Genomic DNA, 21,972 nt, shown 5'->3' with positions numbered 1-21,972 from the left:
CCCCTCCTCTATTTCGGCAATACGACGGCAGCAGACGCGAGCAGCCCGCCGTCGATTTTGTAGTCCCCGCCCGTAATGAATCCAGCCTTGTCTCCGCACAGGAACGCGATCAGCTCGGCTACTTCCTCCATCGTGCCGACGCGCCCGATCGGATGCATCCGCCCCCAAGATTCGATCACGGCATCCTGCGTCTGATCGCCCTTGAACAGATCGGCGGCCCAGCGCAGCATCGGCGTATCGATCGACCCCGGGCAAACGCTGTTGACCCGGATCCCCTCGGGGGCGTGGTCGAGCGCCATGGCCCGGGTGAGCGAATTGATCGCGCCTTTCGAAGTGACGTAAGCGGCCGACCCTGCCAAAGCGACGTAAGCCTGCACGGAGGAGACATTCACGATGGCGCCTCCTCCGCGCTTGCGCATTTCCGGTATCGCGTACTTGGAAGTCAAATACATGCCCTTGACGTTAATGCCAAGCACTTCGTCCCACACGTCTTCCTCGGTATCGACAACGGTTCCGTATCGTTGGACGCCCGCGCTGTTCACCAGAATATCGACACCGCCGAAAGCATCTACCGTATTCCGAACGACGGATTGTATCTGTACCCGATTGGATACGTCCGCCTCGATCCCGATTACGCTGTCGTTCCCCGTTTCCCGGCGAATCTGCTCGGCCGCAGCTTGAGCGGCTCCCCTCGCTACGACTACGACCGACGCCCCGCCTTGAGCGAATCTGAGCGCGGCTCCGAACCCGATCCCTTTGGAGCCTCCCGTGACGATCGCGACTTTCCCTTGGAAATCCATCGGCTACGCCTCCTTATACGAGTTCGTTGCTTAATCGTCCGAGCTTATCTACTTCCACCGTCACCGTATCACCCGGCTTCAACCAATCTTTCTGATCGTCAGGATAACCGAACATGACGCCCTCCGGCGTTCCCGTCAAGATCAAGTCGCCCGGTTCCAACGAGATATGGCGGGAAATATAGCTGACGATCTCGTCGACGTAGAAGATCATATCCTTCGTATTCGAGTTCTGGCGCAGCTCCCCGTTCACGTAACAACGGATGCCTAGCTCGTTCGGATTGCCGGTCTCGTCGGCCGTAACGAGATAAGGGCCGGTCGGGCAGAAGCCGTCCAAGCTTTTGCCGAGCAGCCATTGGCTCGTGCGATTTTGCAAGTCTCGGGCGGACAAGTCGTTAATGCAGCAATACCCGAAAACGTAGTCGAGCGCCTCTTCGCGAGCGACGTCTTTCGCTCTCTTCCCGATGACGATGCCCAGCTCCGCTTCATAGTCGACTTGCGAGGTCACATCCGGCAGCTTTACCTTATGCCCATGTCCCGTCAAGGCGTTCGAAAATTTATTGAATAATACGGGGGTGGAGGGAACCGGCAGCCCCGCTTCCTTCGCATGATTGCGGTAGTTCAGTCCGACGCAGATCACTTTGCGATCCGGCGGAACGCATGGCGCATATTCGAGCCGTTCCTCGTTCAGCAACTCGCCGCCGGTCGGTTCCAATCCGGCCAATCCGTCAAGCCCGCGATTCAGAATATCCTGCAGCGAAGCATCCACCAATCGGATCCCGTCATCTAGCTTGATGCCGACGCGGGATTTCCCGTCTTTGTTTACGACAAGCAGCTTCATTTATTCCCCTCATCTCCCGATCGTCTGAATTGTCCGCGTCATCATGCCATCTTGCCGTCATGCCATCTTGCCAAACGTACAGCCCCCGTCGATATAGAGAGGCGATCCCATCATGAATTTCGACTCGTCGGATGCGAGGAACAGCGCGGCGTTCGCCACGTCCTCCGGTCTGCCGAGGTCGCCCGTCAGCTGGCGTCTGCGGATCGTGTTCAATCCCTCTTCCGCATCGGCATACGACTCCTTCAAATATTTCTCCACGAACGGCGTCAGAATCGTTCCTGGCAGCAGCGCGTTGACCCTAATGTTGTGCGAGGCGTAATCGACCTGCATGCACTTGGTCAACGTCAACACCGCTCCCTTGGTCGCGGCATAAACCGCCCGCTTCATGAGCCCGATCTCGGCGATCGCCGAGGACATATTGATGATGTTGCCGGACCCGCGCTCGATCATGTGCGGAACGACGTATTTGCAAGGCAGGAAGACGCCTTTCATATTGACGTTCACGACGCGGTCCCACAGCTCCTCGGACAGCTCGTGAATCGCCCCGATTCCGGAAATGCCGGCGTTGTTGAACAAAATGTCGATAGCTCCGTAGGTTTGAAGCGCCCGCTCGACCATCTGCTCTACGTCGCTTGCTTTCGTCACGTCCGCTTGCAAGAACGTTGCTTCTCCGCCCTGCTCCCGAATCAAACGGACCGTCTCTTCTCCGTCGGCTGCCTTCAGATCGTTCACGATCACCTGAGCCCCTTCCGAGGCGAAGCGCAGCGCCGTTACCCGGCCGATCCCGGAGCCTGCTCCGGTAATAAGCGCGGTTTTATGAAGCAATCTCATCGTTTGTTCCTCCATCCCCAATTTGATTAGCGTCTTAGCGCCGCTCGGCCGATGTAAGCGCCGCCAAGCTGTTCTCCGATGCGCAATAGTTGATTGTACTTCGATAATCTCGACGAACGCGCCAGAGAACCGATCTTGATCTGCCCTCCCGCAAGGCCGACCGCCAAATCGGCTAACGTCGCATCTTCCGTTTCGCCGGAACGGGCGGAGATGACCGTGCTGAATCCTGCCGATTTGGCGAGATTGACGGCCTCGACCGTCTCCGTCAGCGTGCCGATCTGGTTCATCTTAACGAGCACCGAATTGGCAGCCTTCCCATCAATGCCTTTGCGAATGCGATCCGGGTTGGTCGTAAACAGATCGTCGCCGACCAATTGCAGCTTGCCGCCAAGTCGGAGCGTGAGTTCCCGCCAGCCATTCCAATCGTCCTCCGCTAAGCCATCTTCGATGGACACGATCGGGTATAGGCCGCACCAGCGTTCAAGCACATCGATCATATCGCCCGCATGCAACGTTCGGCCTTCGGATTGCAGCTCGTACGTGTCTTTGCCCGGATCATAAAAATGACTCGATGCGATATCCAGCGCGATCGCCATATCTTCGCCCGGACGCAGCCCTGCGCGCTCAATGGCGGATACGAGCAGTTCGAGCGCCTCTTCGTTGGATTGAAGCGACGGGCCGAATCCTCCCTCGTCAGCGAGAAGCCATCCCACGTAGCCGCGTTCATTGATGATCTCTTGCGTTTTCCAATAGACCGACGATAGCATCTCCAGCGCTCGCGGGTACGTATCCGCACCGACCGGAACAGCCAGGAAATCTTGCACGTCGAGCTTCTTCCCCGCGTGAAGCCCTCCGCTAATGATGTTTACCATCGGAAGCGGAATATTCAGCGAAGCCCCGCCAGTCAAATAACGATTCGCCAAATAGCGGTACAGCGGCTTCTCCTCGGCGTTCGCCGCCGCGCGAGCGACGGCGAACGATATGCCGAGAATGGCGTTCGCGCCCAATCTCGATTTATTGGAGGTTCCGTCAAGGGAGATCATCATGCGATCGATAAGCTCCTGATCGAACGCGTTCTGTCCGACGATCGCTTCGGCGAGCTCCGAATTGACATGCGCGACCGCCTTGCTTACGCCTTTGCCCCGATACCGGTTCATGTCCCCGTCTCGGAGCTCCCAAGCCTCGAACCGTCCGGTCGATGCGCCGGAAGGCACCATCATTCGTCCGGTATGGCCGCTCGACAGTTCCACGTCTACTTCTACCGTCGGATTGCCTCTGGAATCCAAAATTTCGCGTCCTTGAACGCGCGCGATCGTACTCATCGGGTCGTCGTCATCCTTTCATTGCCTCTCTTAAATTCGCTACAGCCTCGTCGGCAGGATGCCGAATCCAATCCATGGCCGTCCGTCTGACAAGCTCCTTCAGCTTCTGTTCCTTGACATAGCCGACCGTAGATTTGCCGTCGATTCTGGAGAGGAGCAACGCTCCCGTATGTCCGATCAAGCGGGCATCCGTTTCTTGGTTGAAGTCGTAGGCCTCCAGAAATCGTTCCATTAATCGTAGCGCATCGGCCTGCTTCCCCAGCACCCAGCCTTTAAGCAGAAGATGGGCAAGCAGAAACGCGAGATCGAATACCGGATTTCCCCAATGCGCAACCTCGTAATCGAGCAGAATAACTCGCTGATTATCGTCGACCAGCATATTTTTCGGCGAGAAATCGCCATGGACCAAACAATTTCGGTTCTCTTCGAGATCGCCGATCAGCGCTTCCAGCTCCGGTCCCAACTCTTGATATTTGCCGATGAGATGCCTGTGGAAGGGATCGATCCTGAGTTCGCGAAAATAAGTCATGTCGCCGAACGCCTCTTGCTGCGCTTGGCCGGCGAGCCGTCTGCTGTTCTCGTGCATCGCGCGGAGCAACAGTCCGGCGTTGCGCGCGACGTCCGGTTGAAATTCGCCTTCCATCAATCGTTTCTTCCAAGACGTGGCCTCTTCCGGCGCGCATGTCATCATAAACACATGGTTGATCGCATCGGAATGCACGACCCGCGGCACGCTTCCATCCGGCATCATCGGTTCCAGGAACCGCATCGCTTGCTGCTCCCGCTCGATCCGCCCGACGTCCGCGAACCAGTCTTCCGCCACGTCCAGCTTGCCGAGCGCTTGCTTAAGCACCCATTTCTCTCCGCCGGCCGTTACTTTCCATACCAAGCCGGAAACCCCTCCGCTAAAACGTTGAACGGACACCCTATTCGATTGAACAAGCTCGCCAATTCTTGCGACGTATTGTTCCACTTGCTTTTCGGCGAGAAACTCCATTGCGCGCACCCCCTTCCTCCTCATGGAAAATTATCGAACCGTATATAACCCGTCGACTTGCAAAATTCTTCCGTCTTGAACGGCTTCGCTTAAATGCCCGTGTACCATGGCGAGCCCGCGGAATTCGAAAATGCGGCCCATCCGCTCGCATACCGCCCTCCAGATCGGTTCCAGCGAAAGCGGTTCGGCAGCTTCCGACAAAATTTGATGAATCGTCCAATCGACCTGATCGATCATATGATGAACCCCAAGCAGATGTTTGTTCAGCCCTTCCGAATCCGTCGGTTCGAAATGAGCCGTTAGCACTTGGTTGAATCGATGCTTGCGATTGAGCTCGCCAAGTTTCTTGACCGTGGCGCGGTATTGCTTCGGGCTGAAATGCCCGGGAAACAAATCTCCTTCATAGAGTGTGATGGCATCTCCCAAGATGAGCGTATTCGTGCTGTGTTCGATGAACCCGATCTCGTACATCATGTGCCCCGATAACGCAAGCGTAGTCAGCTGCGTTTCGCCGTCCAATCGGACCGTCATGCCTTCCGTTACCGAGAGATCGACTTTCGATCCGCCGTCCATCAGTCCGAGAATGTCCCTTTTGGTTTCATCCGAATGAGGCAGAATTTCCGGGAACGGCAGGCAGAACTGCTCGTAATGATATTCCATGTCTTCGATCCAGCGTTCGGAGCCGACGGGCGCCGCAACGAGAAGACCGTACTTTTCTTTCAGTTGCCTGTTGCTTCCGATATGGTCCGCGTGCGGATGGGTATTGAAGAGAAAACGAATGTCGGACGATTTGGATTGTTCCACGACGCCGACGATATCGCCGAACATAGTCGCTACGCCCGAATCGATCAATACGGAAAAGTCTTTTCCTTTGACGAGGAAGGTGTGCAGCGGCGTCGTGTCGGAAAGCATCGTCTTGGCCGCGAATACCTTTTCATTGATTTTCATTCGTATCCATCCTTTCTCCTTGTTCTGACATGTAACATGTTATATTTGTTGAAATGAAGTTGCGCGCGCATCCTTTCCTTATTTCTGAGATTGATTCAGCACCTCTTTCCCTTTCTCGATATGATTGGCGACCAGCGACACGGCAAGCGCCTCATCCCTCTTCTCGAACGCCTCGACGATTTCAAGATGTTGATAGTGACTCGATTCTACCTTTTCGGAAGCTCTGTCGAAGAAGGCACGTTCCGTGACCCGGTGTGCGTTAAGGCCTTTATACAACTCCAATATGACTTGGTTCCGGCCCATCTTCACGATCTGAATATGAAACTGGATGTCCAATTCATTGTAGTTCATCGAATCGAACGGCTTCGCCTCGTAAAATTTGTCCATTTCATGGATCAGTTGCCGAAGCGCGCGAAAATCTTCCTGCGTCCCTTGCGCCGCCCCGATCTTCGCCGACCGCGTCTCGAAGAGGAGCCGCGCGTCGAACACTTCCATGATCCGGTCGATGTCGATTTCCGCCACATACGTTCCTTTGCGCGGCTTGATGACGATCAGGCCTTCCAGTTGCAGACGGTTGAACGCTTCCTTGACCGGCGTTCTGCTGACGTTGAATTGTTCCGCCAGCTCGAAAATGTCCAGCTTCTGGCCCGGTGCCAGCGTACGCTTGAAAATGGCGTTCTTCAGTTCTTTGTACACCCGATCCGTCGTCAGCATATTCTCGATTTGGGCGAACTTGATCATCTGAATCGATCCCTCGTTTTTGTTTGTAACATGTTACACTTCATATATCCCATCTTAGATTGGCGGAATTGTTCTGTCAATGGGGGCTGCGTTCAATAACAAGAAACGGACAACTTGCAAAATCCGCGTATTACCCGACAGTGTCGATCGTCAGGCATACGGCTCTTTCGCAGCCGCGGTTTATTCATGACGGTTCCGCACGCGCACCCCCGCTTAGATCTTTCCAAGTGCTACGCGTGAAGGAGGCGCCAGACTCGACTTGGGTCGGGCGCAAGGTCCGACCTCTTGCGGGTGCCGAACCCGCCGTCCGACGATGATGCCCGCCCTCCCAACTTATTACAATGAGAAGAGAGTGACGTGCCGGAGACATGGTGCGGAAATATGCCGTAATTAGATCGAAATATTATATATCTAGATCATATTGAGAAGGTGAATGACGGTGCAGCATCCATTCAAGATCCTCATCCTTACCGCCGGTTACGGAAACGGACACATCCAGGTATCCGAGACCCTCAAGCAATCTTTCTATCGGCAGGGCATCGACAACGTCAAGATTATCGACCTGTTCCAGGAAGCGCATCCCGGTCTGAATCGAATCTCGCGGTATCTGTATTCGCGCAGCTCCGCCTTCTCGAACTATGGCTTTAACTACTACGGCTGGAGTTATGATCGGACGAAAAATATGGATCGGCGCGGCGCATGGGCCAGAGGGTTCAAGTTTCTGGGGATGAGGCGGCTGGTTCGAATCATCGAGGAAGAGCAGCCGCAAGCCGTGTTGAGCACGTTCCCCTTCGGCGGCGTCTCCGATCAGCTCTCCAAGATGGAAGCCGACATTCCGCTGTTCACGGTCGTAACGGACTTCAGCCTGCACAACCGTTGGCTCCTCACCGACGCGGACCAATACTATGTAGCAACCGAAGAATTGAAGCGCGATATGGTCGATCGCGGCGTGCAGCCGGGCAAGATTACCGTCAGCGGCATCCCGGTACGGGAGCTCTTCTATGAATCTCGCGCGAAGCCAAGCGCGCGCGCAGCCTCGCGATCGATCCTCGTTATCGCGGGCGCCCACGGCGCTTTGCCGGACATCAAGCCCCTGGTCCGAAGCCTGCTGACGATTCCCGGCGTCTACGTGGACGTGATCTGCGGGAAAAACGATCGGCTGAGACGGGAGCTTCAGCGCCGCTATGCGCATGAGCCTCGCATACGGCTGTTCGGCTATGTCGAATCGCTTCACGAAGCGATGCGCCAAGCCGCCTGCGTCGTCACCAAGGCCGGCGGCATCACCTTGTCCGAGCTCATCCTGATCGGCACCCCGATTCTGATCTTCAAGCCGTTCCCGGGACAGGAAAGGGAGAATGCCCGCTATCTGGAGAGCAAACAGGCCGCCTTGGTGTCCGCGAGCGTGAAGGAGATCGTCGCGCAAGTCCAAGAACTGTTCGACTCCGCCGCGCTCAGACAGACGCTATCCACGCGCCATGAGGCGTTCGCCGAGGGAAGGGCAGCCGATACGATCGTCCGGGATGTGCTCCGTACGATCGCCAGCCGGAAGATGAGCTCTTCTCCATCCACAAGCCACTATACGGGAGCGTTGTAAAGCATGGGATATCCAAGCGAAGCCAAGAGAATAGGCAAATCTACTTCCGTCGTCCAACTTACGTTCGCGCTGTTCCTGACGGAGCTCGTCCGAAGCGCGTTCTTGCTCTCCTTCCTGCCGGCCTATGCCGCGGAGCAGCAGATGACGATCGCGGCGGTCGGCGTCGCCATCTCGGTCCATTATTTGGCCGATACCGTCATCAAGCTCGTCGCCGGCTACGCGCTCGACCGGTTCCCGCTTCGTCTGATTCTGAACGTGTTCCTGTTGCTAGGACTGCTTGGTTTGTTCCTCTCCTACGGCATCATCGCTCCGTGGGCGATCATCGTTGGCGCCGCGCTGCTCGGCATCGGCATCTCCCCGATCTGGCTGCTCTGCCTCTCGCTCATTCGCGAGGATCAGCGTGGCTCGCAGATGGGTTCCGTCTACACGGTCTGGCTGGCGGCGCTCGGTCTTGGGCCGGTGGCCGTCAACTTCCTCATCGACCGCAGCTACGCCATGACCTTCTGGCTGCTCGCGGGGATCTGGATCGCCGGATGGGCGCTGGCCGCGGCCAAGCGCATACCGTTCGTCCAGGGCAGCCTGTCCGCTGCCGCCGTCCCGCTCAAGCAGCAGATGCGCGACCTGCGCCGGAAGCTGTCGCGCATGAAGCCGCTCGTGCCGGGCATGATCGTGCAGACGTTGGCGGCCGGACTGCTGGTGCCCGTGCTGCCGAGCTTTGCCTCCCGTTATCTGACGCTGGATTACTCCAGCTACTCTCTCGTCTTGATGGGCGGCGGCCTGATGACGGTCCTGCTGTTGATCCCGATGGGCCGCTTGGCCGACAAGCGGGGGCATCAAGGTCTCCTGATCGTCGGCTTCGCCGCGCTCGCGGTCTCTCTCGGCCTGCTCATCTATTCCCGCCAATTCTTCAGCACGTTCCTGCTGGCGGCCTGCTTGGGTACGGCATACGCGGCCGTGCTTCCGGCATGGAACGCCCTGATGTCCTACTTTGTCCCTGCCGATCAGAAAGCGACGGGCTGGGGCGTCTTGTCCGGCATCGAAGGCATCGGCGTCATCCTCGGACCGATCGCGGGCGGATGGATGGCGGAGCGGTTCGACGAGACGGTGACGGTCGCCGTCAGCGCGCTGCTGCTGCTCGCGATCGCCCTGTTCTACTGGATTCATCCCGTGCGTCGGTATGCGCCTGCTTATGGAGACGGACGCGACGAAGTCGAGGGCGGATCCATTCAACATCGCTAACCGATACGATTCCTCGGCCGGATTCCGAATGGCCGAGGGATCGTCGTTTCTCCGTAGGCAAAAAATCAATTCGTGCTTCCCAAAGTGGCAGATTGATCGATTTTACGGGATAAAGTGCCCTTCGTGATGGAATTTCCATCGCTCGACGCGGCGATCATGAGGTCGGCGGCTTCACGGCCCGGGCTCGCGCTCGCGAGATTGGCGCGCAGCCTGGCATACATCCCTGTTGACGATGCATAATTGCCCTTCAAGTCGAAACAAGATCCCGTGCCGGAGAACGCTCGCTCCCGGTATTGAGCGTACCGCCGCCGGACGATCCGAGCGCGTCCAAGGCCACTTGTCGGCTTTGGATAATAACTTAATGAGTAAGTTTATATTGCGAACGACACTCCGAAAGCTATCTCCCCATCCTTTTGCGCGGTGAATTCAAGTTTAGTATAATAATTTTAATAAATAAAGCAAATGGAGAACCGATCGTTGACCACCTTGAAACCGGTTTATTTGCAGAAAGTCAAGCAGCAAAACATGGCCGACATTTTGCAGAAGATATGGGAGCATGAATCGATCTCCCGCGTCGATCTGGTTAGTTGACCCGACTGACTTCGGGAACGATCACCAACCTCACCCAGGAGTTGCTCCAGACAGGGCTTATCCGCGAATCGGAAACGTCCTCCGGTTCCGTCGGCCGCAAAAGGGTCATGTTGAAGCTGCGCACGGACCGTTATATGATCATCGGTCTCGATATCGGACGGACCTCGTTCGAAGTGGTGCTGGCCGATCTTGCGGGGCGCATTATCAAATCGGTGGAAGGCAACACCGTCGGCATCGGCCAGCCCGAGAAAATTCTGGATTTGATCGCTCCGCATGTCCGCTCGATGGGCCGTTACGCCTCTTCCAGAGGAACGCCGGTCATCGGCCTCGGCGTCAGCATTCCCGGACCGATGGATCGCAAATCCGGACAGCTGCTGAGCCCGCCGAATTTTCCCGGATGGGAAAGCTACCCGATCACATCGACGCTCGAGAAAAAATTCGGACTTCGCGTCTTCGTCGAGGACGACGCCCGGGCGTCCGCCTTGGCCGAACGATGATACGGGCAAGGCCGCAGCGTGCGGGACCTTCTTTTTATTACAATGGGCATGGAAATCGGCGGCGGCGTCATTACAAGAGGAGAATTGGCAGAAGGCGCGAACGGGCTGTACGGCCAAGTCGGACATATTACGCTCGTGCCCGACGGACAATTGTGCGCTTGCGGCAATAGGGGCTGCTGGGAGACGGTCGGATCGATCCCCGGCATCTTGCGCCGTTGGTCGGCTGGGGATTCGATCGATGAATTTTTTCATGCCGTTCGCCAAGAAGATCCGAGCGCTTTGCAATGTCTCGAAGTTACGCTGCGCGATCTGGAATCCGCGTTAACGACCTTGTTCAATGCGTACGACCCCGAAATCATCGTGCTTGGCGGCAGGCTCTACCCTTATCTCGACATGTATATGGAAGAAATAAGAGCTCGCGTGAAAGAACGCATATATTTTTTCGTCCGAAATCGTTTGACCATTGAACCCGCAACGTTCGGTTCCTCCCAGAACGCCATCGGCGCGGTCGCCTTGGTATTCGAACGGCTGCTTACGGCCCCCCTGCAAATGTTAGCGACGGAAAGCGCGACCGGGGAGTGAAGAGACTGGCCGGCCCGCAAAAGACGTCCAAATGCTGAAAGAGGACGTGCTGGCGCTCAAGACGGATCTCCAAAAAGTCCGCAAGGAGCAGCAAGACTTCGTCAAAGATTGAACGGTATCCCGACACGTTAAGTGAGGAATGATGGATAACGCGTCATTCCTCATCGTTCCGGATAACCGCATACGAAAAGAACCACCGCATTAAGGGCTTGAGCAGCCCTGCGGCGGTTCTATGGCGGCGATCAATAGCTTGCGGCGATCGGCCCCGCAATGTTCGAATCGTTGCTCTCGGCCCCTGCATAATTAACGCCGGTGACCAAGTAGTAATAAGCATGGTTTATCAACGCATAATTGTCGGTGAACGACGTCCCGTTCGCCGTTCCGATCATAGTGAAGGGACCGCTTGCCGAAGTCGCTCTCATAACCACATAGCTATTGGCGTTCGAGGCGGTCCAGGTAAGATTGACAACCTGCGAACCGGTCGCGGAAGAACCGCTCAGCGAGGTCGGCGTTGCCGGGATCGAATTTGTGATCAGCACGTTCTGGAAGCTTGCGCTGTTGTTGAACGTGACGAGACCGAAATAGCCCGAGCTCCAGGTCGTATCCGTTGTCGTGATCACGAGACTTCCGTTCACGTATCCTCTTAAAGTGCTGCCGTTCGCAACGACCTTCAGCGTGACGTATTGGGCTGTCGGGTCCAACCCGGTGCTCGCCGCCGGCCCTACGGCCGTGCCTTGCCTGGAGAAGCCTACCGTCCCGTTCGCCTGTATGACGAACAGATAACCGCTGGTCCAGGGCGAATCGGCCGCATTCGTCTTGCGGAAAACAATGCCGGCCCAATTGTCCGGATTGCTGGAACCGTTAATCTTGACCACAGCCTGCGCCTGGAAATTGCCGTACGTCAATCCATTCAGCGTCGACATCGGCGGATTATTGGTCTTGCTCGTCTGGTTATAAACGCCGGTCGACGCGCTCCACGTTCCCGCGTTGGCCGTCCAGTTGGAAGAGCCGTTCGTGAAAAAGTCCCTATACGCATAATTGGCAGCCGTCGCCTCGTTCGACGTATTGACGACACTCCCCAGGCTGTCGACGGAAGCGACTCTGTAAATATACGAGGTTCCGTTCAGCGCGGTCGTATCCCGATACGAAGAGCCGGTCAGCGAACTCGCGATTGTCGTATACGCGTCGCCGCTGTTCATTTTCCGTTCGACCTTATACGTCGCCGCTTTGGCATCCATGTCCCAGTTCAACGTTATGCTTCCCTGGCCTCCTGCGGCGGTCAGGTTCGACAGGATATTCGGCAAATTCGTAATATTCAAATTCGCGTAAGAAACCGTGTTGTTGAAACAAATCAAGCTGATATACCCCGACGTGTGTAGCGTCGCACCGAATTTGCGAAAAAGTCGCACGATATTTGCGAAAACGCCCCGCGCCAATTATCGGCGAAGGGCGTTTTTTCGATCCATCTCACGAATCCACTCTCTAAGGTCCTCCAGGCTCGTCTCATCGGACGGAAGGCCCCCGTTGACATGGATGTTGCATCTAGTGAAGTCGATGTCTGTGCCCAAAATTCTAGGCACTGTTACATCGAGCGTGTTGGCTAATATTGAGAGTTGAATATCCGATGGTCGAGCCTCTCCATGTTCGAATCGTAGTACCTGTTCTCTAGTAAGCCCTGTCCGTTCAGCCAGTTGTTGAGCTGTTAAACTCTTCCGTATTCGAAGCCTGCTTATGTTTTCTCCAATCATGCTCTCACCTACCATTCATGATGTTCCCAGTGTCGGTTTGTTGATCCGGCAACTGCTATCGTGTGATGGGAATATTTAGGCTTGTTGCACCTGACGCACATGTACACCTTTTCACCATTAATGAATTGATAACGCCACTTTCCGCGCGCAAGACAACTGCAGGTATCTTTATCTGGACGCTTGATCATCTGTTAAAACTCAGTTCGGAGACACGCTTGCTCGCCGTATCAAAATGAGACAAATCAACTTCAAAACCCGTGAATTCACGGTTTAACGTTAGAGCTGCAACCGCCGCTGGTCCTGATCCCATGAATAAGTCGAGTACGCGCTCCCCTTCCTCAGAACTCTCTTGAATAGCTTTGCTCATAAGATCCAGCGGCTTCTCGGTGGGGTGCACAGTTTTATTCCCGGGAATACGGGGATAGCGCCATACATCTGTCGACGTCCGCGTTTTTACCCGGCGGTTTCGCGTCGCGTCTTTAACGGCAAAGATGATAAACTCATGCCGATACCGATACTGCCATCCCATGCCCATACGCTCTTTGTCCCAAACAATGCAGTTTTTAACGATGAATCCGACGCGCCGCATCCAGAGAACCATGTGTGGGTACATCCGCCAGTCGATGCACACATAGATGTGGCGACCAGGCTTGAGTACCCGATATGCTTGATGGAGCCACTGAAACGTAAATCTTTGATAGTCGCGATGGCTAAGTTGATCATTCGCGATGATAGAAAATCTCGGTTGTTTGGATTTCGTCTGTTTGGTGCCCCCGAACCCCAAGTTATATGGTGGGTCAGTGACAATTAGATCAACCGAATCATTTGCAATGTATTTCTTGCACCCTTCGACACAATCTTCGTTGTAGAGCATCTCAACCTCCTAAGTTATGGTTCTCACTTCACATCATAATAGGAACACATGTTCTTGTACAAGCTAAAAAAAATAACCTGGGTTGATCACCCAGGAGTCCGAATCATTTTGCTGCAGTCGGGTTATTGTTGCTGTTCGATACCGAGGTTACGTTTTAGCGCCTCCTGCAGCACTTGAGAAAAATTGATATTCTGCTTTTCGGCCTCGTCGTTTAGCCATTTCGGGATCGTGAGCGTCTTTTTGACAGCCTTTGACTCCATCGCGTCCCGGACAGTTGGCATATACACCTTAACCTCAACGGCAGCTTCGTCTTCATCCAGTACCTTTACGGTTTCGCTCAGGGGAGTCGGATCGGGAATTGGGTCTCCGTCCTTCTCAAGTCCGTAGATGAAGCCCTCCAGTGCCTCACGTGCAGCTGCGTGAGCTTCTTCATCAGTGTTCCCGAAGGTGAGGCATCCGGGCAAATCAGGAAATCTCACAGACACGCCATCATCCGCATAATGAAATGCGGCCCAATACCGATATACGTCTTTTTTGCCCATATATAGTTAACCTCCTTGGAGGAGAGAGGGCCTTTCAGCCCTCAACTCCTGCACTTTTTAGGATATTTAGAAGCGTCTTAATCGGAAAGTCTTTTTTCGGATGAGGGACTGTCACTTTGCCGGGCTTCGTCGGATGTTTGAAGTAATGATGATCGCCTCTAGCGTAATCGAAGTACCATCCGTCGTCTTCGATTAGTTTTATCAATTCCCGGGAGCTGTAAGCCTTCATCCTTGTCCTCCTCTCTGACTTTATTATAACACGTGTATATTATACGTGTCAATAAATAATACGTATAAATTAGACGTATTACCGTTCTTTACTGAAAGGGTTGCCCCGAAACTTTCCTCAGCTCATTCGCCAATCGATTAAATTCAAGCTTGTCTTCTTGAGTGCTTGCGGCGCCCCAAGCAGCGGAGAGAAACTTGATGATTTTGTTCGCATCTTCAGCAGTCATTGCCTCCTGTGCAATTTCAACTGTAGACCATGCGCCCTCGGAGCCGTTCCCTTCATTCTTATCAAGGCGAATCCCTTCAACATTTACATCATTTTTGTACTGATAAATTTCAGCTCGAGCGCTACGTTTTCCGCCACTCCATGCGTAGGTTTGCCAGAATTTCGACGCCACGCCGCGTTTTGCCATGGCTTCAACTACTGTGTATGAACCATAGACACCGATGGAATAACCAGGGATCTGGGCTGCTGCGGCTTTGAGGTAGGCTGCGATTGTATCAAAGTCATCCGCCTTGGCATCGTAATCAACAGCAAAATAAATGGCAGTTCCAAGGGGCTGTTTGATTGCCTGGGCTTCTTTATAGGCCGCAATGCCATCTTTGACCCCGGCTGCCGCGCCGCCTTCGGGGCGATTAGCACTTGTTTCGAAAACTGAGACAATTTGCAGACCTGCAGCGGAAATGGCTTCTGCTTCTTTGCGCGTGAGTCGCTTCCAGGAATAATCCGCTGGCACAAGGTAGCGAGCCGCAAACCGGTAATTGAGAGCATATAGTTTACCAGCCGTCGATGTAGTGAGGGGCTGGGCGCAATCAATTCCTTGCCGCACTTTCTTCATCTCCTTTCCTTCCGGGGGGATTGATCACCTTGTCGTGAACATGTCCGGCTGCTGCCGACACAACAAAGGCATTTGCGAATGACAATGCGTATAGCTTCCAGCTGGCAGGGTTCGCGCCAAGCGCCAATTGAGCGGCAACTAGAACAGCGAAAGCCACAAGGACCGCAAAAACATCTGTGGGCAAGTTGATAAAACGATCAAGTGTCGTTTTGAGGTATTGCACGATAAAGAAAGTCAGCAGGGAAGCCCCGCCAATGGTGTATAACACTTCCCATGTAAAGAAATTGTCCACGTTTTCCTCCTAAGAGGCCCCGCTGAAGCGGAGCCCGATTGTTTTACACTTCCAGCGGCTTGCCGTCCGTGTCCAGCTCCAGCGCGGCCAGATATTCCCGGACCTTCGGCTGTTGGTTGGCCGGTACTCGGTCGAACGTGTAAGCACCCTTGATAATCAATGTAGCGTAAACGACTGCCATGTCTCCCCACCCCCTCCCCATGTGGTATAAAAGCGAAAGCCACCCTATGAACCGCCTAAGCATCGGCGTTTAGGATGGCTTGCACTTCTTCGCGCTTGTTTTCCGGCACGTCTTCGATAGTCTTGATGCCTCGTCGGATTAGGTTGGCGTATACTTGAGCCATATTAGCTAACACCCCCTTTCAGGGCGTCTACTTCGGCACGTAACGTTTGGATCGTCTCTTGTTGCTGCAGGAATAGGTCGTAAACCTCAGTAAGCCCCAGCATGGTATCAACGGCTTCTTGTTCCCGTTGTGCGTTGTCTGCTACAGCTGTTTCGTACGCTTCGGCAACGGCCAACATGGTTTGTACGCTCTCGCCCTCCAGCTCCGTAATCCGCTGCTCTGGGGACTTCTTAATCGGCGGCAAGTTCGCATTTTCCTCGTCGAGTTCCGCCTGTGTTTTCTCGCGGATTCTCTCGCCGTCGAACTTCCACTTCCATGCTTCATGGGTGAATCTTTGCCACTCTGCCTCTGTGATTGGTTTAGCGGTTTCCGGAATTGTATCGCCGTGAAGCTCGTCGAGGTAGAATCCGGAGACATTCCCCGAAGCATCAAAGTTAACGTAATACTGACTCATTTACTCACGCCTCCTTATTTCCCGATTGCAAACCAGAAGTAACCTTTAATTGGTGAAAAATATGAGTGTGCTAAAAAGCTAGACGTTGTCAAATTTTCAACACCTATTTGATTCTCGTAACCATGAGGCGTACAAATAACTGTACAAACATAGTTAGGAAATGTCATTGGGAACCACACGGTTGTATTGCGATAGTCTGTAGTGCTTGGGTCGGCCAGTCCCCATTGGAAGATCAAACCATTAGGTAGTTTTTGATAGCCATTCCGGTTATGAACTCCTGGAGCAGTTTCGCTAGACCATGTGTCTGTTCCGCTCGCAGTTTTTCTCCACGATCCCCATGTTGTACCGTTTGCGCTACGGAAGTACATACTGCCCGAATTAAAGTACTCGATTGCAATTTGTGCTGCGTGGCCATCGTTCGACGCGTGGCGCATGTGGATGACGTGGTACCATGAACCCGGAAGCCCTATACCTGGCCCTTCGCTAGTCGTATACATTCCACTGTCCAAGGTAGCCGCATTATTGAGGGTGGACGCCGGCACACCTCCGCCGTACTTCGCAAACGAGGCGGCATGTAGCCCGTCCACCATGTCCGCGTTGAGGTTTGCACTAACGACCGAATTAGCTAGTGGTATGCCGCCGCCAGTATTCCTTACGTGATACCCGTCTACCATGTCCGCGTTCAGGTTGGGAACAACCGTCGTTGACAGCACAATAAACGGCGCGGTGCCCGTCTCCATTGCCGCAATGAAACGCTGGGCCGTTATGTCACCCAACGAGTCACGCCCGGCCACGGTGCTGGCCGCCGCCGTTGTGGACACATGCCACCCGTCCACCATATCCGCGTTCAGGTTGGTTACTACCGTTTGGGACGCTACCGTTAGCGGTGCTGTCCCTGTTGGTATTTGTGATACAAGGACTTGCCCCGCCAAATTTCCAGTAGGCCCTCTTTTCGCAATCGTGTTTGCGTTCGGGTTTATGTCTGCAGGGGAGCCGCCCAACTTATCCGCGTCGATGCCAGATCCAAATAATGATTTGGGTAATTGCCCCGATGCGTCCAGGCCGGCGTAACCGTTTGGCTTTCCTTTATTGACGCTGTCCTCTCTCGTGAGAATCGCCGCCTCCACAAGCGCGGCAAGCGCATTAAAATCGCGAGGCACGTCAGCAGTCATGCTGTCATCGAGGAGCGGAAACTTAAATTTCGGTGTTTCAGCCATTATGCAAGACCTCCATTGTAGACCTCTCCGTATTTTTTGGACTTTGCCTGCCCATACGTCTTATTTTTGAGTTGACTGTAGAGGTAATAACGGAATACGAAATTGACGTCCAGGTGCGCGGGCAGAACGTCGCGAATGGCCTGCTGGATGTCCGCCAGGTTTGGCGGAACGCCATACGCACTGATGAAAGTGATCGTAACCAGGTATTCCGGAAAGTCCTCCGCTACAAGCAATTCACTGTTCGCATAGGCTTCAGCTACGCGCTTAATCAACGCAACCGTCACGGTGCCCGTGCCGCGCATTTTCGAAAGGACGACGGATCTACGCTGATCGATGGGCTTCGAAACGTCAGTCGAGATCCCGAATTCCTGCTCCCATATGTCTAATCCCCACGTGGCGGATGCGACAAAGTACTGAGAGAGCGTCTCATCAAGCGCCTTTCTCAGCTCGTCCAGTTCTGCACCCTGGCTATCGATAATCGCAGACATGATCCGAGATGTCCGGAAGAAGCCCGGCAAGTACGTCATCATGTCATTGCCTCGGATACTCAGCAGTTCTACATCAGGTCGCATTCATCGTCACCGCCCCGATCACCGCGACTTGACCCGGCATCATCTCCACGTTGACAGTCCCGCCATTGACGACCAAATCCGTATAATCGACAACCGGCGGGATATCCAGCAGGATAGCAGATATACGTGTCCACCGCACAAGCGTATCCTTAAAGGCCAACCCCTGCAGATAGGCGACGGTTCCGGCAACGAAGAGATCCCGCACCTCGGACAGACTAAATCCGACGGCAAGCGTAACCTTGACCGAGACGTTAATCGGTACCTCAGTAGCAGCAGCCACCGTCACGTTGGCACCAATCGGCGCTTTCCCTTCGCCGGTTCCGGCGGCCGGCGCGATATACTTTTGCACGGCAGCCACCAGCGCCGCGTTCGGCGACCGCTTCGCAGAGTCGAGGAGGGTGACCTTCACAGTGCCCGGCCCGTTCCAGAGAGGCAGGATTTGAACCCCGCCGACGCCCGGCACTTCAAGCGCCCACAGGATGTAATCCGCTTTGTTCCCGCTTGTTCCCGGGCTGCGTACGCGGATCAAAAATCGCTCTAGAAGAGATGCATCCGACTCCACGTCGGTACCGCCCGACGTGGCCGCCGCATTGCTGACCGTGCTGATCCCAGTCATCGGCGTGATCATCAGCGATATCGCACTGGCAGCGACATTCCCACGGGCACCCGGCTCAACCGCTTTGACTTCGACGGTCGCGGTCCCGTCCTCCGCGATGGATACGGTCTTGGTCGTCTCGTACTCAATAGAGGCTGAGCTGGTGACCGGATCAGCGAGCGTTGCCACCCGCGTTCCGATTGGCACGGCCGTGCCCGCGACGCCGCTAAACTGCACAGTGCCGATGGCCGCGACCGCCGGCCGCCGCGTCACCCCATGTTCCTCACAGCGCAGGTCCAGATATGGGCCGAACGCTGTTGAAGCAAATGCTCGCTGCAGCACTTGCTGCGCCCATAGAGATGCGGTAAACAGCTCGAAGGATGCCGGCGAGAGAGAGTCCCAAATAAAAGATCCCTCCGACTTGTCTACATCGGAGGGAACGCGGGAGAGCATGCGGCTCAAAATGTCTTCTTCATTTTGCTCGCTTAGGTATTCAGGCAATTTTGCCATTACGTCGTCACCACGCTCCCTGTTAATGTAGATCCATCGCCCCGAACGTTGGAGATGCTGCAGTTGAAGAAGCAACTGTCATCTTCCCAGTTAAAGGTGAAGCTATCAACGCTTGCCGTCCTGGGATCTTCCAGCAACGTTTCGGTCGTGATTCGAATAATCTCACTTTCGATGGCCGGGCGAGACAGGCCGTGCCCGATCAAGTCTTCGAATTCCTGTCCGTGAGAGTGAGAGTAGACCAGGTATTTGTATCGCTCCGTCCGAATCGCTTTCTTACACCATTCCAGCCAGGCTTCCGACTCCTGGGCCGGAGCAACCTCGCCAGTCGGTGTCATCAAGAAATCGCCGGTATCATAGTCGAACCGCCATGATCGGCCGAATGGGACTTCGTTGGCGGCCGACTGTTCGGCATCTTCCACCTTGGCCTCTTCTTCCGGGAATAGGTTAGCCACCCGCATCCACCACCCTACAAATCACGATCACATCACGTCCACCGTTAACGGGTACGGCCAGTACACGGTCACCGGGCTGCATACCTGCCTTCCAGTTCATCCGCACTTCACGAATGGTCGTCTCGTTGAATTCAAACTTTGTCCAGCTCGAAGTCGTCGTCGTGCTTAGTATATTGCCATCGGCATCAACCGGCTGTTTCATCTTGCCGACCAGGGAGAACGGAGGGAGTTGGACATCGACCAGCCAGTCCGCGACGAGATAATCCTTCAGCTCGTGCTTGAATGAATCAAGCAGTAAGCCCGTTGAAGTAATGGTGCCAAGCTCGGCCGGTACACCCGAGACGGCCTGCTGGGCGATTGAGCCGAAGCGCTCCTCCATCGCTCTAACGATCTGTTTAAACGGTGACTCGATAGTAATCCCTCCTTACCTTGCTCTCAGCTGCAAGCTGCAAGTCCATGTGACCCGGCTGACCCAAGTCCCGTTTGACGCTGGTAACGAATAACAGCATCTCCCCGAGCTTAACCTTGTCCCCGGCCCGAATCAGGTTGTTGTCGGGGCCGGAGACTGTAAAGGTTTCCTGGATGCCGCCGAGTTCTTTTTTTCCGGCTGTTTGCGCATCGGCTGCCGATTTGATTTTGTCATTTTGTATCACTTTCTGAATAGTCCCGAGCTTGCTTGTCTCTCCCTTAATGACGGCAAGAACAGGGGAGGGAAGTTCGGGCATCTTGGCCTTTTTGCCGGTTCCGGTTCCAGATACGGTCGCGCCGTACTTGCGGCCGATCTCTTCCATGGTCATCTTGCTGGTATCGACTTCGGCCGGGGCAGTCTTTGCTTTCGGCGCTTGGGTGCCCAACACCTTCACCTGCGTCACGGCCCCTTCCAGCGTGCGGCGCTGCCCGATCTCCTGCAAAATGTCGAGATCCCACACCGTCTTGTTGCTACCCAGCTGGAGCAGATCAACACCTGTCGGCGTCATACGCGGGCGGAACATGCCACCGCCCTTGTCCGCCGTCTCTTTCAGATCCTCCTGGATCATGGCCCAGATGGACTTCGTTCGCTTGACGTCACGAGCAAGGGGGATCTTGGTGTCCACTATGTTCCCGAGCGGTATCTGCCAGTCCTTTGCGTAGCTCTTCAGCCGCTGAGCTGCCGTCTGCCCGGCGGTCATGAGGCGCTCATCGTCTGACTTCGCCAGATAGATCATCTTGTCATAGGCGATCAGCTGAAGGTGCTTGCTGTTGGCGCTGGTGCTTTCGCATTCCCAGATCACGCCGGAAAGGATTGTGACGATATCCGTGCCATCGGTGGGCGTACCCTTGATCTCAATGGATTGGCCTGGAGCCAGCTGCGGCAGGTCAGGCGTTACGAGCAGCTTAATCGTCGCGCGATAGGCGACCTCGTCGAGCGCCTCTTCGAGCGATAAGCTCTCGACCAAGTCGTCTAGCTGATATTTGCCGGCCAGCATCACCTGATAACTCATGGGATCACCAGTTTCTGACCGGGTTTGATCTTGTTCGGATCAGAACCGATGGTCGCCTTGTTCTTCTCGTAAATGGCGCTCCACTTCGAGCTGCTACCAAGCAGTCGCTTGGCGATGGAAGACAGATTGTCACCCGTGACGACCGTATACGTCTTCGGCACCGGCTTCGTGTCCGACCGCACAGCAGTCGTAGCTTTGCTCGCGGACGCGGGCTTGGTTGCCGTCGCGGTGCGGACTTGCATAGGCCGCCAGGTTCGGAACGTCACTTCGAAGTAGATGTCCCCAGGCTCGCCGCCCTTCAGGCTCGTGTTGTGCGCGGAGAGGAGGACAAGCGCATTAATCACCTTGACGTCGCCGGAAGCGATGATGAGGCGAAGAGGCTTCTTTGCCACCATGCAGGTCGTCAGGTAATCCATAGCCGTCTTAGGGTCTTTGACCGGGTAGTAACGGCAATAGCTCTCGTCGTATTCCGCAGGAAAAAAAGAAGAGAAGGTGATTTCCTTCACCTTCTCCGCTTGTGGGACGTCGATCTCGCCCAACGATATGATATTGACGGTTTCGTACTGCTTCTCGCGCCGGATGGTCACCTCTTCCGGATTGACCGGAAAGGTGAACTGCCCGCCGGCGGAATCGCGTAAGAGGAAGTCCATCAGGCACCTCACTAGATAGAGTAGATTGCAAAGAGAAGATAAACATCGATTGCAATAACTACTGCAGACGATGTAAATTTCTTTTTATCGTTCTCCTTAACTGCCCAGATAACATCCTTTGCCATCCAAATGAATACAAGGATCAGGAGAAAGAAGAAGACCTGGAATGCCCATACATGTTCATTTAAAAACGC

General features: G+C 54.8%; 27 protein-coding genes and 1 pseudogene. 3 read left to right on the top strand and 25 right to left on the bottom strand.

The window, feature by feature from the left end:
- Positions 1-8 precede the first annotated feature (8 nt).
- The 7 genes from H7C19_RS20400 to H7C19_RS20370 form a co-directional block, all read right to left on the bottom strand.
- A complete protein-coding gene (locus tag H7C19_RS20400) occupies positions 9-800 on the bottom strand; it encodes an SDR family NAD(P)-dependent oxidoreductase (RefSeq protein WP_185670891.1) in 792 nt (263 codons plus the stop codon).
- A 13-nt stretch (positions 801-813) separates the two neighbouring features.
- Complete coding sequence (locus H7C19_RS20395; protein ID WP_185670890.1) at positions 814-1,638, bottom strand: fumarylacetoacetate hydrolase family protein; 825 nt, start codon at positions 1,636-1,638, stop codon at positions 814-816.
- A gap of 57 nt (positions 1,639-1,695) precedes the next feature.
- Positions 1,696-2,469: an SDR family NAD(P)-dependent oxidoreductase gene (locus H7C19_RS20390; protein WP_185670889.1), complete on the bottom strand. Its 774-nt coding sequence runs from the start codon at positions 2,467-2,469 to the stop codon at positions 1,696-1,698.
- Between the two features lie 26 nt (positions 2,470-2,495).
- On the bottom strand, positions 2,496-3,791 hold the full coding sequence (gene eno, locus H7C19_RS20385) for a phosphopyruvate hydratase (RefSeq protein WP_185670888.1): 1,296 nt from the start codon (positions 3,789-3,791) through the stop codon (positions 2,496-2,498).
- A gap of 10 nt (positions 3,792-3,801) precedes the next feature.
- Positions 3,802-4,788, bottom strand: coding sequence for a phosphotransferase family protein (locus H7C19_RS20380; RefSeq protein ID WP_281384916.1), 987 nt, complete (start codon positions 4,786-4,788; stop codon positions 3,802-3,804).
- A gap of 30 nt (positions 4,789-4,818) precedes the next feature.
- Positions 4,819-5,736, bottom strand: a complete 918-nt coding sequence (locus H7C19_RS20375) for an MBL fold metallo-hydrolase (RefSeq protein ID WP_185670886.1) — start codon at positions 5,734-5,736, stop codon at positions 4,819-4,821.
- Between the two features lie 78 nt (positions 5,737-5,814).
- Positions 5,815-6,477, bottom strand: coding sequence for a GntR family transcriptional regulator (locus tag H7C19_RS20370; RefSeq protein ID WP_185670885.1), 663 nt, complete (start codon positions 6,475-6,477; stop codon positions 5,815-5,817).
- Between the two features lie 439 nt (positions 6,478-6,916).
- Between H7C19_RS20370 and H7C19_RS20365 the strand changes: the two genes are divergently transcribed.
- Together H7C19_RS20365 and H7C19_RS20360 are read left to right on the top strand one after the other, a co-directional pair.
- Positions 6,917-8,071: an MGDG synthase family glycosyltransferase gene (locus H7C19_RS20365; RefSeq protein WP_185670884.1), complete on the top strand. Its 1,155-nt coding sequence runs from the start codon at positions 6,917-6,919 to the stop codon at positions 8,069-8,071.
- A 3-nt stretch (positions 8,072-8,074) separates the two neighbouring features.
- The gene (locus H7C19_RS20360) at positions 8,075-9,310 is read left to right on the top strand and encodes an MFS transporter (protein ID WP_185670883.1); all 1,236 of its coding nucleotides are present in this window, start codon (positions 8,075-8,077) and stop codon (positions 9,308-9,310) included.
- 65 nt (positions 9,311-9,375) lie between these two features.
- On the opposite strand, the gene H7C19_RS34390 is transcribed toward H7C19_RS20360, so the two are convergent.
- Positions 9,376-9,561 carry a hypothetical protein gene (locus H7C19_RS34390; RefSeq protein ID WP_221469364.1) on the bottom strand — a complete coding sequence of 62 codons (186 nt, stop codon included), beginning with the start codon at positions 9,559-9,561 and terminating at the stop codon, positions 9,376-9,378.
- Between the two features lie 447 nt (positions 9,562-10,008).
- Between H7C19_RS34390 and H7C19_RS34910 the strand changes: the two are divergent.
- Positions 10,009-10,980, top strand: a pseudogene (locus H7C19_RS34910) (ROK family protein).
- Positions 10,981-11,222: 242 nt separating this feature from the next.
- Here H7C19_RS34910 and H7C19_RS20345 read toward each other — a convergent pair.
- The 17 genes from H7C19_RS20345 to H7C19_RS20270 all read right to left on the bottom strand — a co-directional run bounded on the left by H7C19_RS20345 (position 11,223) and on the right by H7C19_RS20270 (position 21,778).
- On the bottom strand, positions 11,223-12,299 hold the full coding sequence (locus H7C19_RS20345) for a 3-keto-alpha-glucoside-1,2-lyase-like domain-containing protein (RefSeq protein ID WP_221469363.1): 1,077 nt from the start codon (positions 12,297-12,299) through the stop codon (positions 11,223-11,225).
- Positions 12,300-12,416: 117 nt separating this feature from the next.
- On the bottom strand, positions 12,417-12,728 hold the full coding sequence (locus H7C19_RS35750) for a helix-turn-helix domain-containing protein (protein WP_376775389.1): 312 nt from the start codon (positions 12,726-12,728) through the stop codon (positions 12,417-12,419).
- Positions 12,729-12,912: 184 nt separating this feature from the next.
- Positions 12,913-13,602 (bottom strand): DNA-methyltransferase, encoded by a 690-nt coding sequence (locus H7C19_RS20335; protein WP_185670878.1) that lies wholly within the window; start codon positions 13,600-13,602, stop codon positions 12,913-12,915.
- A 122-nt stretch (positions 13,603-13,724) separates the two neighbouring features.
- Positions 13,725-14,144 carry a type II toxin-antitoxin system HicB family antitoxin gene (locus H7C19_RS20330; protein WP_185670877.1) on the bottom strand — a complete coding sequence of 140 codons (420 nt, stop codon included), beginning with the start codon at positions 14,142-14,144 and terminating at the stop codon, positions 13,725-13,727.
- Positions 14,145-14,178: 34 nt separating this feature from the next.
- On the bottom strand, positions 14,179-14,373 hold the full coding sequence (locus H7C19_RS20325) for a type II toxin-antitoxin system HicA family toxin (RefSeq protein ID WP_185670876.1): 195 nt from the start codon (positions 14,371-14,373) through the stop codon (positions 14,179-14,181).
- Between the two features lie 88 nt (positions 14,374-14,461).
- A complete protein-coding gene (locus H7C19_RS20320) occupies positions 14,462-15,211 on the bottom strand; it encodes a DUF1906 domain-containing protein (RefSeq protein ID WP_221469362.1) in 750 nt (249 codons plus the stop codon).
- Positions 15,186-15,503: a hypothetical protein gene (locus H7C19_RS20315; RefSeq protein WP_185670875.1), complete on the bottom strand. Its 318-nt coding sequence runs from the start codon at positions 15,501-15,503 to the stop codon at positions 15,186-15,188. Before H7C19_RS20315 ends, H7C19_RS20320 begins: the two co-directional genes overlap by 26 nt.
- A gap of 43 nt (positions 15,504-15,546) precedes the next feature.
- The gene (locus tag H7C19_RS20310) at positions 15,547-15,684 is read right to left on the bottom strand and encodes a CD1375 family protein (RefSeq protein ID WP_185670974.1); all 138 of its coding nucleotides are present in this window, start codon (positions 15,682-15,684) and stop codon (positions 15,547-15,549) included.
- A 55-nt stretch (positions 15,685-15,739) separates the two neighbouring features.
- Positions 15,740-15,847 (bottom strand): CD1375 family protein, encoded by a 108-nt coding sequence (locus H7C19_RS34385; RefSeq protein WP_221469361.1) that lies wholly within the window; start codon positions 15,845-15,847, stop codon positions 15,740-15,742.
- A gap of 1 nt (position 15,848) precedes the next feature.
- On the bottom strand, positions 15,849-16,301 hold the full coding sequence (locus H7C19_RS20305; RefSeq protein WP_185670874.1) for a hypothetical protein: 453 nt from the start codon (positions 16,299-16,301) through the stop codon (positions 15,849-15,851).
- 14 nt (positions 16,302-16,315) lie between these two features.
- Entirely contained in the window at positions 16,316-17,518 is a 1,203-nt protein-coding gene (locus H7C19_RS20300) for a pyocin knob domain-containing protein (RefSeq protein WP_185670873.1), read from the bottom strand.
- Positions 17,518-18,045 (bottom strand): YmfQ family protein, encoded by a 528-nt coding sequence (locus H7C19_RS20295; protein ID WP_221469360.1) that lies wholly within the window; start codon positions 18,043-18,045, stop codon positions 17,518-17,520. The genes H7C19_RS20300 and H7C19_RS20295 overlap by 1 nt, the downstream gene beginning before the upstream one ends.
- Before the next feature lie 34 nt (positions 18,046-18,079).
- On the bottom strand, positions 18,080-19,195 hold the full coding sequence (locus H7C19_RS20290; protein ID WP_185670871.1) for a baseplate J/gp47 family protein: 1,116 nt from the start codon (positions 19,193-19,195) through the stop codon (positions 18,080-18,082).
- Positions 19,195-19,647 carry a DUF2634 domain-containing protein gene (locus H7C19_RS20285; RefSeq protein WP_313731863.1) on the bottom strand — a complete coding sequence of 151 codons (453 nt, stop codon included), beginning with the start codon at positions 19,645-19,647 and terminating at the stop codon, positions 19,195-19,197. Before H7C19_RS20285 ends, H7C19_RS20290 begins: the two co-directional genes overlap by 1 nt.
- Positions 19,640-20,026, bottom strand: a complete 387-nt coding sequence (locus H7C19_RS20280) for a hypothetical protein (protein WP_185670869.1) — start codon at positions 20,024-20,026, stop codon at positions 19,640-19,642. Before H7C19_RS20280 ends, H7C19_RS20285 begins: the two co-directional genes overlap by 8 nt.
- A 16-nt stretch (positions 20,027-20,042) precedes the next feature.
- A complete protein-coding gene (locus H7C19_RS20275; protein WP_185670868.1) occupies positions 20,043-21,128 on the bottom strand; it encodes an XkdQ/YqbQ family protein in 1,086 nt (361 codons plus the stop codon).
- Entirely contained in the window at positions 21,125-21,778 is a 654-nt protein-coding gene (locus tag H7C19_RS20270) for a LysM peptidoglycan-binding domain-containing protein (RefSeq protein WP_185670867.1), read from the bottom strand. Before H7C19_RS20270 ends, H7C19_RS20275 begins: the two co-directional genes overlap by 4 nt.
- Positions 21,779-21,972 lie beyond the last annotated feature (194 nt).

Source organism: Cohnella nanjingensis, from assembly GCF_014212125.1.
GTDB lineage: Bacteria > Bacillota > Bacilli > Paenibacillales > Paenibacillaceae > Cohnella > Cohnella nanjingensis.
The sequence above is the reverse complement of the archived record's forward strand: the minus strand, read 5'-3'. Positions and strand labels throughout refer to the sequence as shown.

What these genes read in the sequence shown, in the direction of transcription:
- H7C19_RS20400 (WP_185670891.1), bottom strand. Translation starts at nt 800, where the DNA reads ATGGATTTCCAAGGGAAAGTCGCGATCGTCACGGGAGGCTCCAAAGGG.
- H7C19_RS20395 (WP_185670890.1), bottom strand. Translation starts at nt 1,638, where the DNA reads ATGAAGCTGCTTGTCGTAAACAAAGACGGGAAATCCCGCGTCGGCATC.
- H7C19_RS20390 (WP_185670889.1), bottom strand. Translation starts at nt 2,469, where the DNA reads ATGAGATTGCTTCATAAAACCGCGCTTATTACCGGAGCAGGCTCCGGG.
- eno (WP_185670888.1), bottom strand. Translation starts at nt 3,791, where the DNA reads ATGAGTACGATCGCGCGCGTTCAAGGACGCGAAATTTTGGATTCCAGA.
- H7C19_RS20380 (WP_281384916.1), bottom strand. Translation starts at nt 4,788, where the DNA reads ATGGAGTTTCTCGCCGAAAAGCAAGTGGAACAATACGTCGCAAGAATT.
- H7C19_RS20375 (WP_185670886.1), bottom strand. Translation starts at nt 5,736, where the DNA reads ATGAAAATCAATGAAAAGGTATTCGCGGCCAAGACGATGCTTTCCGAC.
- H7C19_RS20370 (WP_185670885.1), bottom strand. Translation starts at nt 6,477, where the DNA reads ATGATCAAGTTCGCCCAAATCGAGAATATGCTGACGACGGATCGGGTG.
- H7C19_RS20360 (WP_185670883.1), top strand. Translation starts at nt 8,075, where the DNA reads ATGGGATATCCAAGCGAAGCCAAGAGAATAGGCAAATCTACTTCCGTC.
- H7C19_RS35750 (WP_376775389.1), bottom strand. Translation starts at nt 12,728, where the DNA reads ATGATTGGAGAAAACATAAGCAGGCTTCGAATACGGAAGAGTTTAACA.
- H7C19_RS20335 (WP_185670878.1), bottom strand. Translation starts at nt 13,602, where the DNA reads ATGCTCTACAACGAAGATTGTGTCGAAGGGTGCAAGAAATACATTGCA.
- H7C19_RS20330 (WP_185670877.1), bottom strand. Translation starts at nt 14,144, where the DNA reads ATGGGCAAAAAAGACGTATATCGGTATTGGGCCGCATTTCATTATGCG.
- H7C19_RS20325 (WP_185670876.1), bottom strand. Translation starts at nt 14,373, where the DNA reads ATGAAGGCTTACAGCTCCCGGGAATTGATAAAACTAATCGAAGACGAC.
- H7C19_RS20320 (WP_221469362.1), bottom strand. Translation starts at nt 15,211, where the DNA reads ATGAAGAAAGTGCGGCAAGGAATTGATTGCGCCCAGCCCCTCACTACA.
- H7C19_RS20310 (WP_185670974.1), bottom strand. Translation starts at nt 15,684, where the DNA reads ATGGCAGTCGTTTACGCTACATTGATTATCAAGGGTGCTTACACGTTC.
- H7C19_RS34385 (WP_221469361.1), bottom strand. Translation starts at nt 15,847, where the DNA reads ATGGCTCAAGTATACGCCAACCTAATCCGACGAGGCATCAAGACTATC.
- H7C19_RS20305 (WP_185670874.1), bottom strand. Translation starts at nt 16,301, where the DNA reads ATGAGTCAGTATTACGTTAACTTTGATGCTTCGGGGAATGTCTCCGGA.
- H7C19_RS20300 (WP_185670873.1), bottom strand. Translation starts at nt 17,518, where the DNA reads ATGGCTGAAACACCGAAATTTAAGTTTCCGCTCCTCGATGACAGCATG.
- H7C19_RS20295 (WP_221469360.1), bottom strand. Translation starts at nt 18,045, where the DNA reads ATGACGTACTTGCCGGGCTTCTTCCGGACATCTCGGATCATGTCTGCG.
- H7C19_RS20290 (WP_185670871.1), bottom strand. Translation starts at nt 19,195, where the DNA reads ATGGCAAAATTGCCTGAATACCTAAGCGAGCAAAATGAAGAAGACATT.
- H7C19_RS20280 (WP_185670869.1), bottom strand. Translation starts at nt 20,026, where the DNA reads ATGGAGGAGCGCTTCGGCTCAATCGCCCAGCAGGCCGTCTCGGGTGTA.
- H7C19_RS20275 (WP_185670868.1), bottom strand. Translation starts at nt 21,128, where the DNA reads ATGAGTTATCAGGTGATGCTGGCCGGCAAATATCAGCTAGACGACTTG.
- H7C19_RS20270 (WP_185670867.1), bottom strand. Translation starts at nt 21,778, where the DNA reads ATGGACTTCCTCTTACGCGATTCCGCCGGCGGGCAGTTCACCTTTCCG.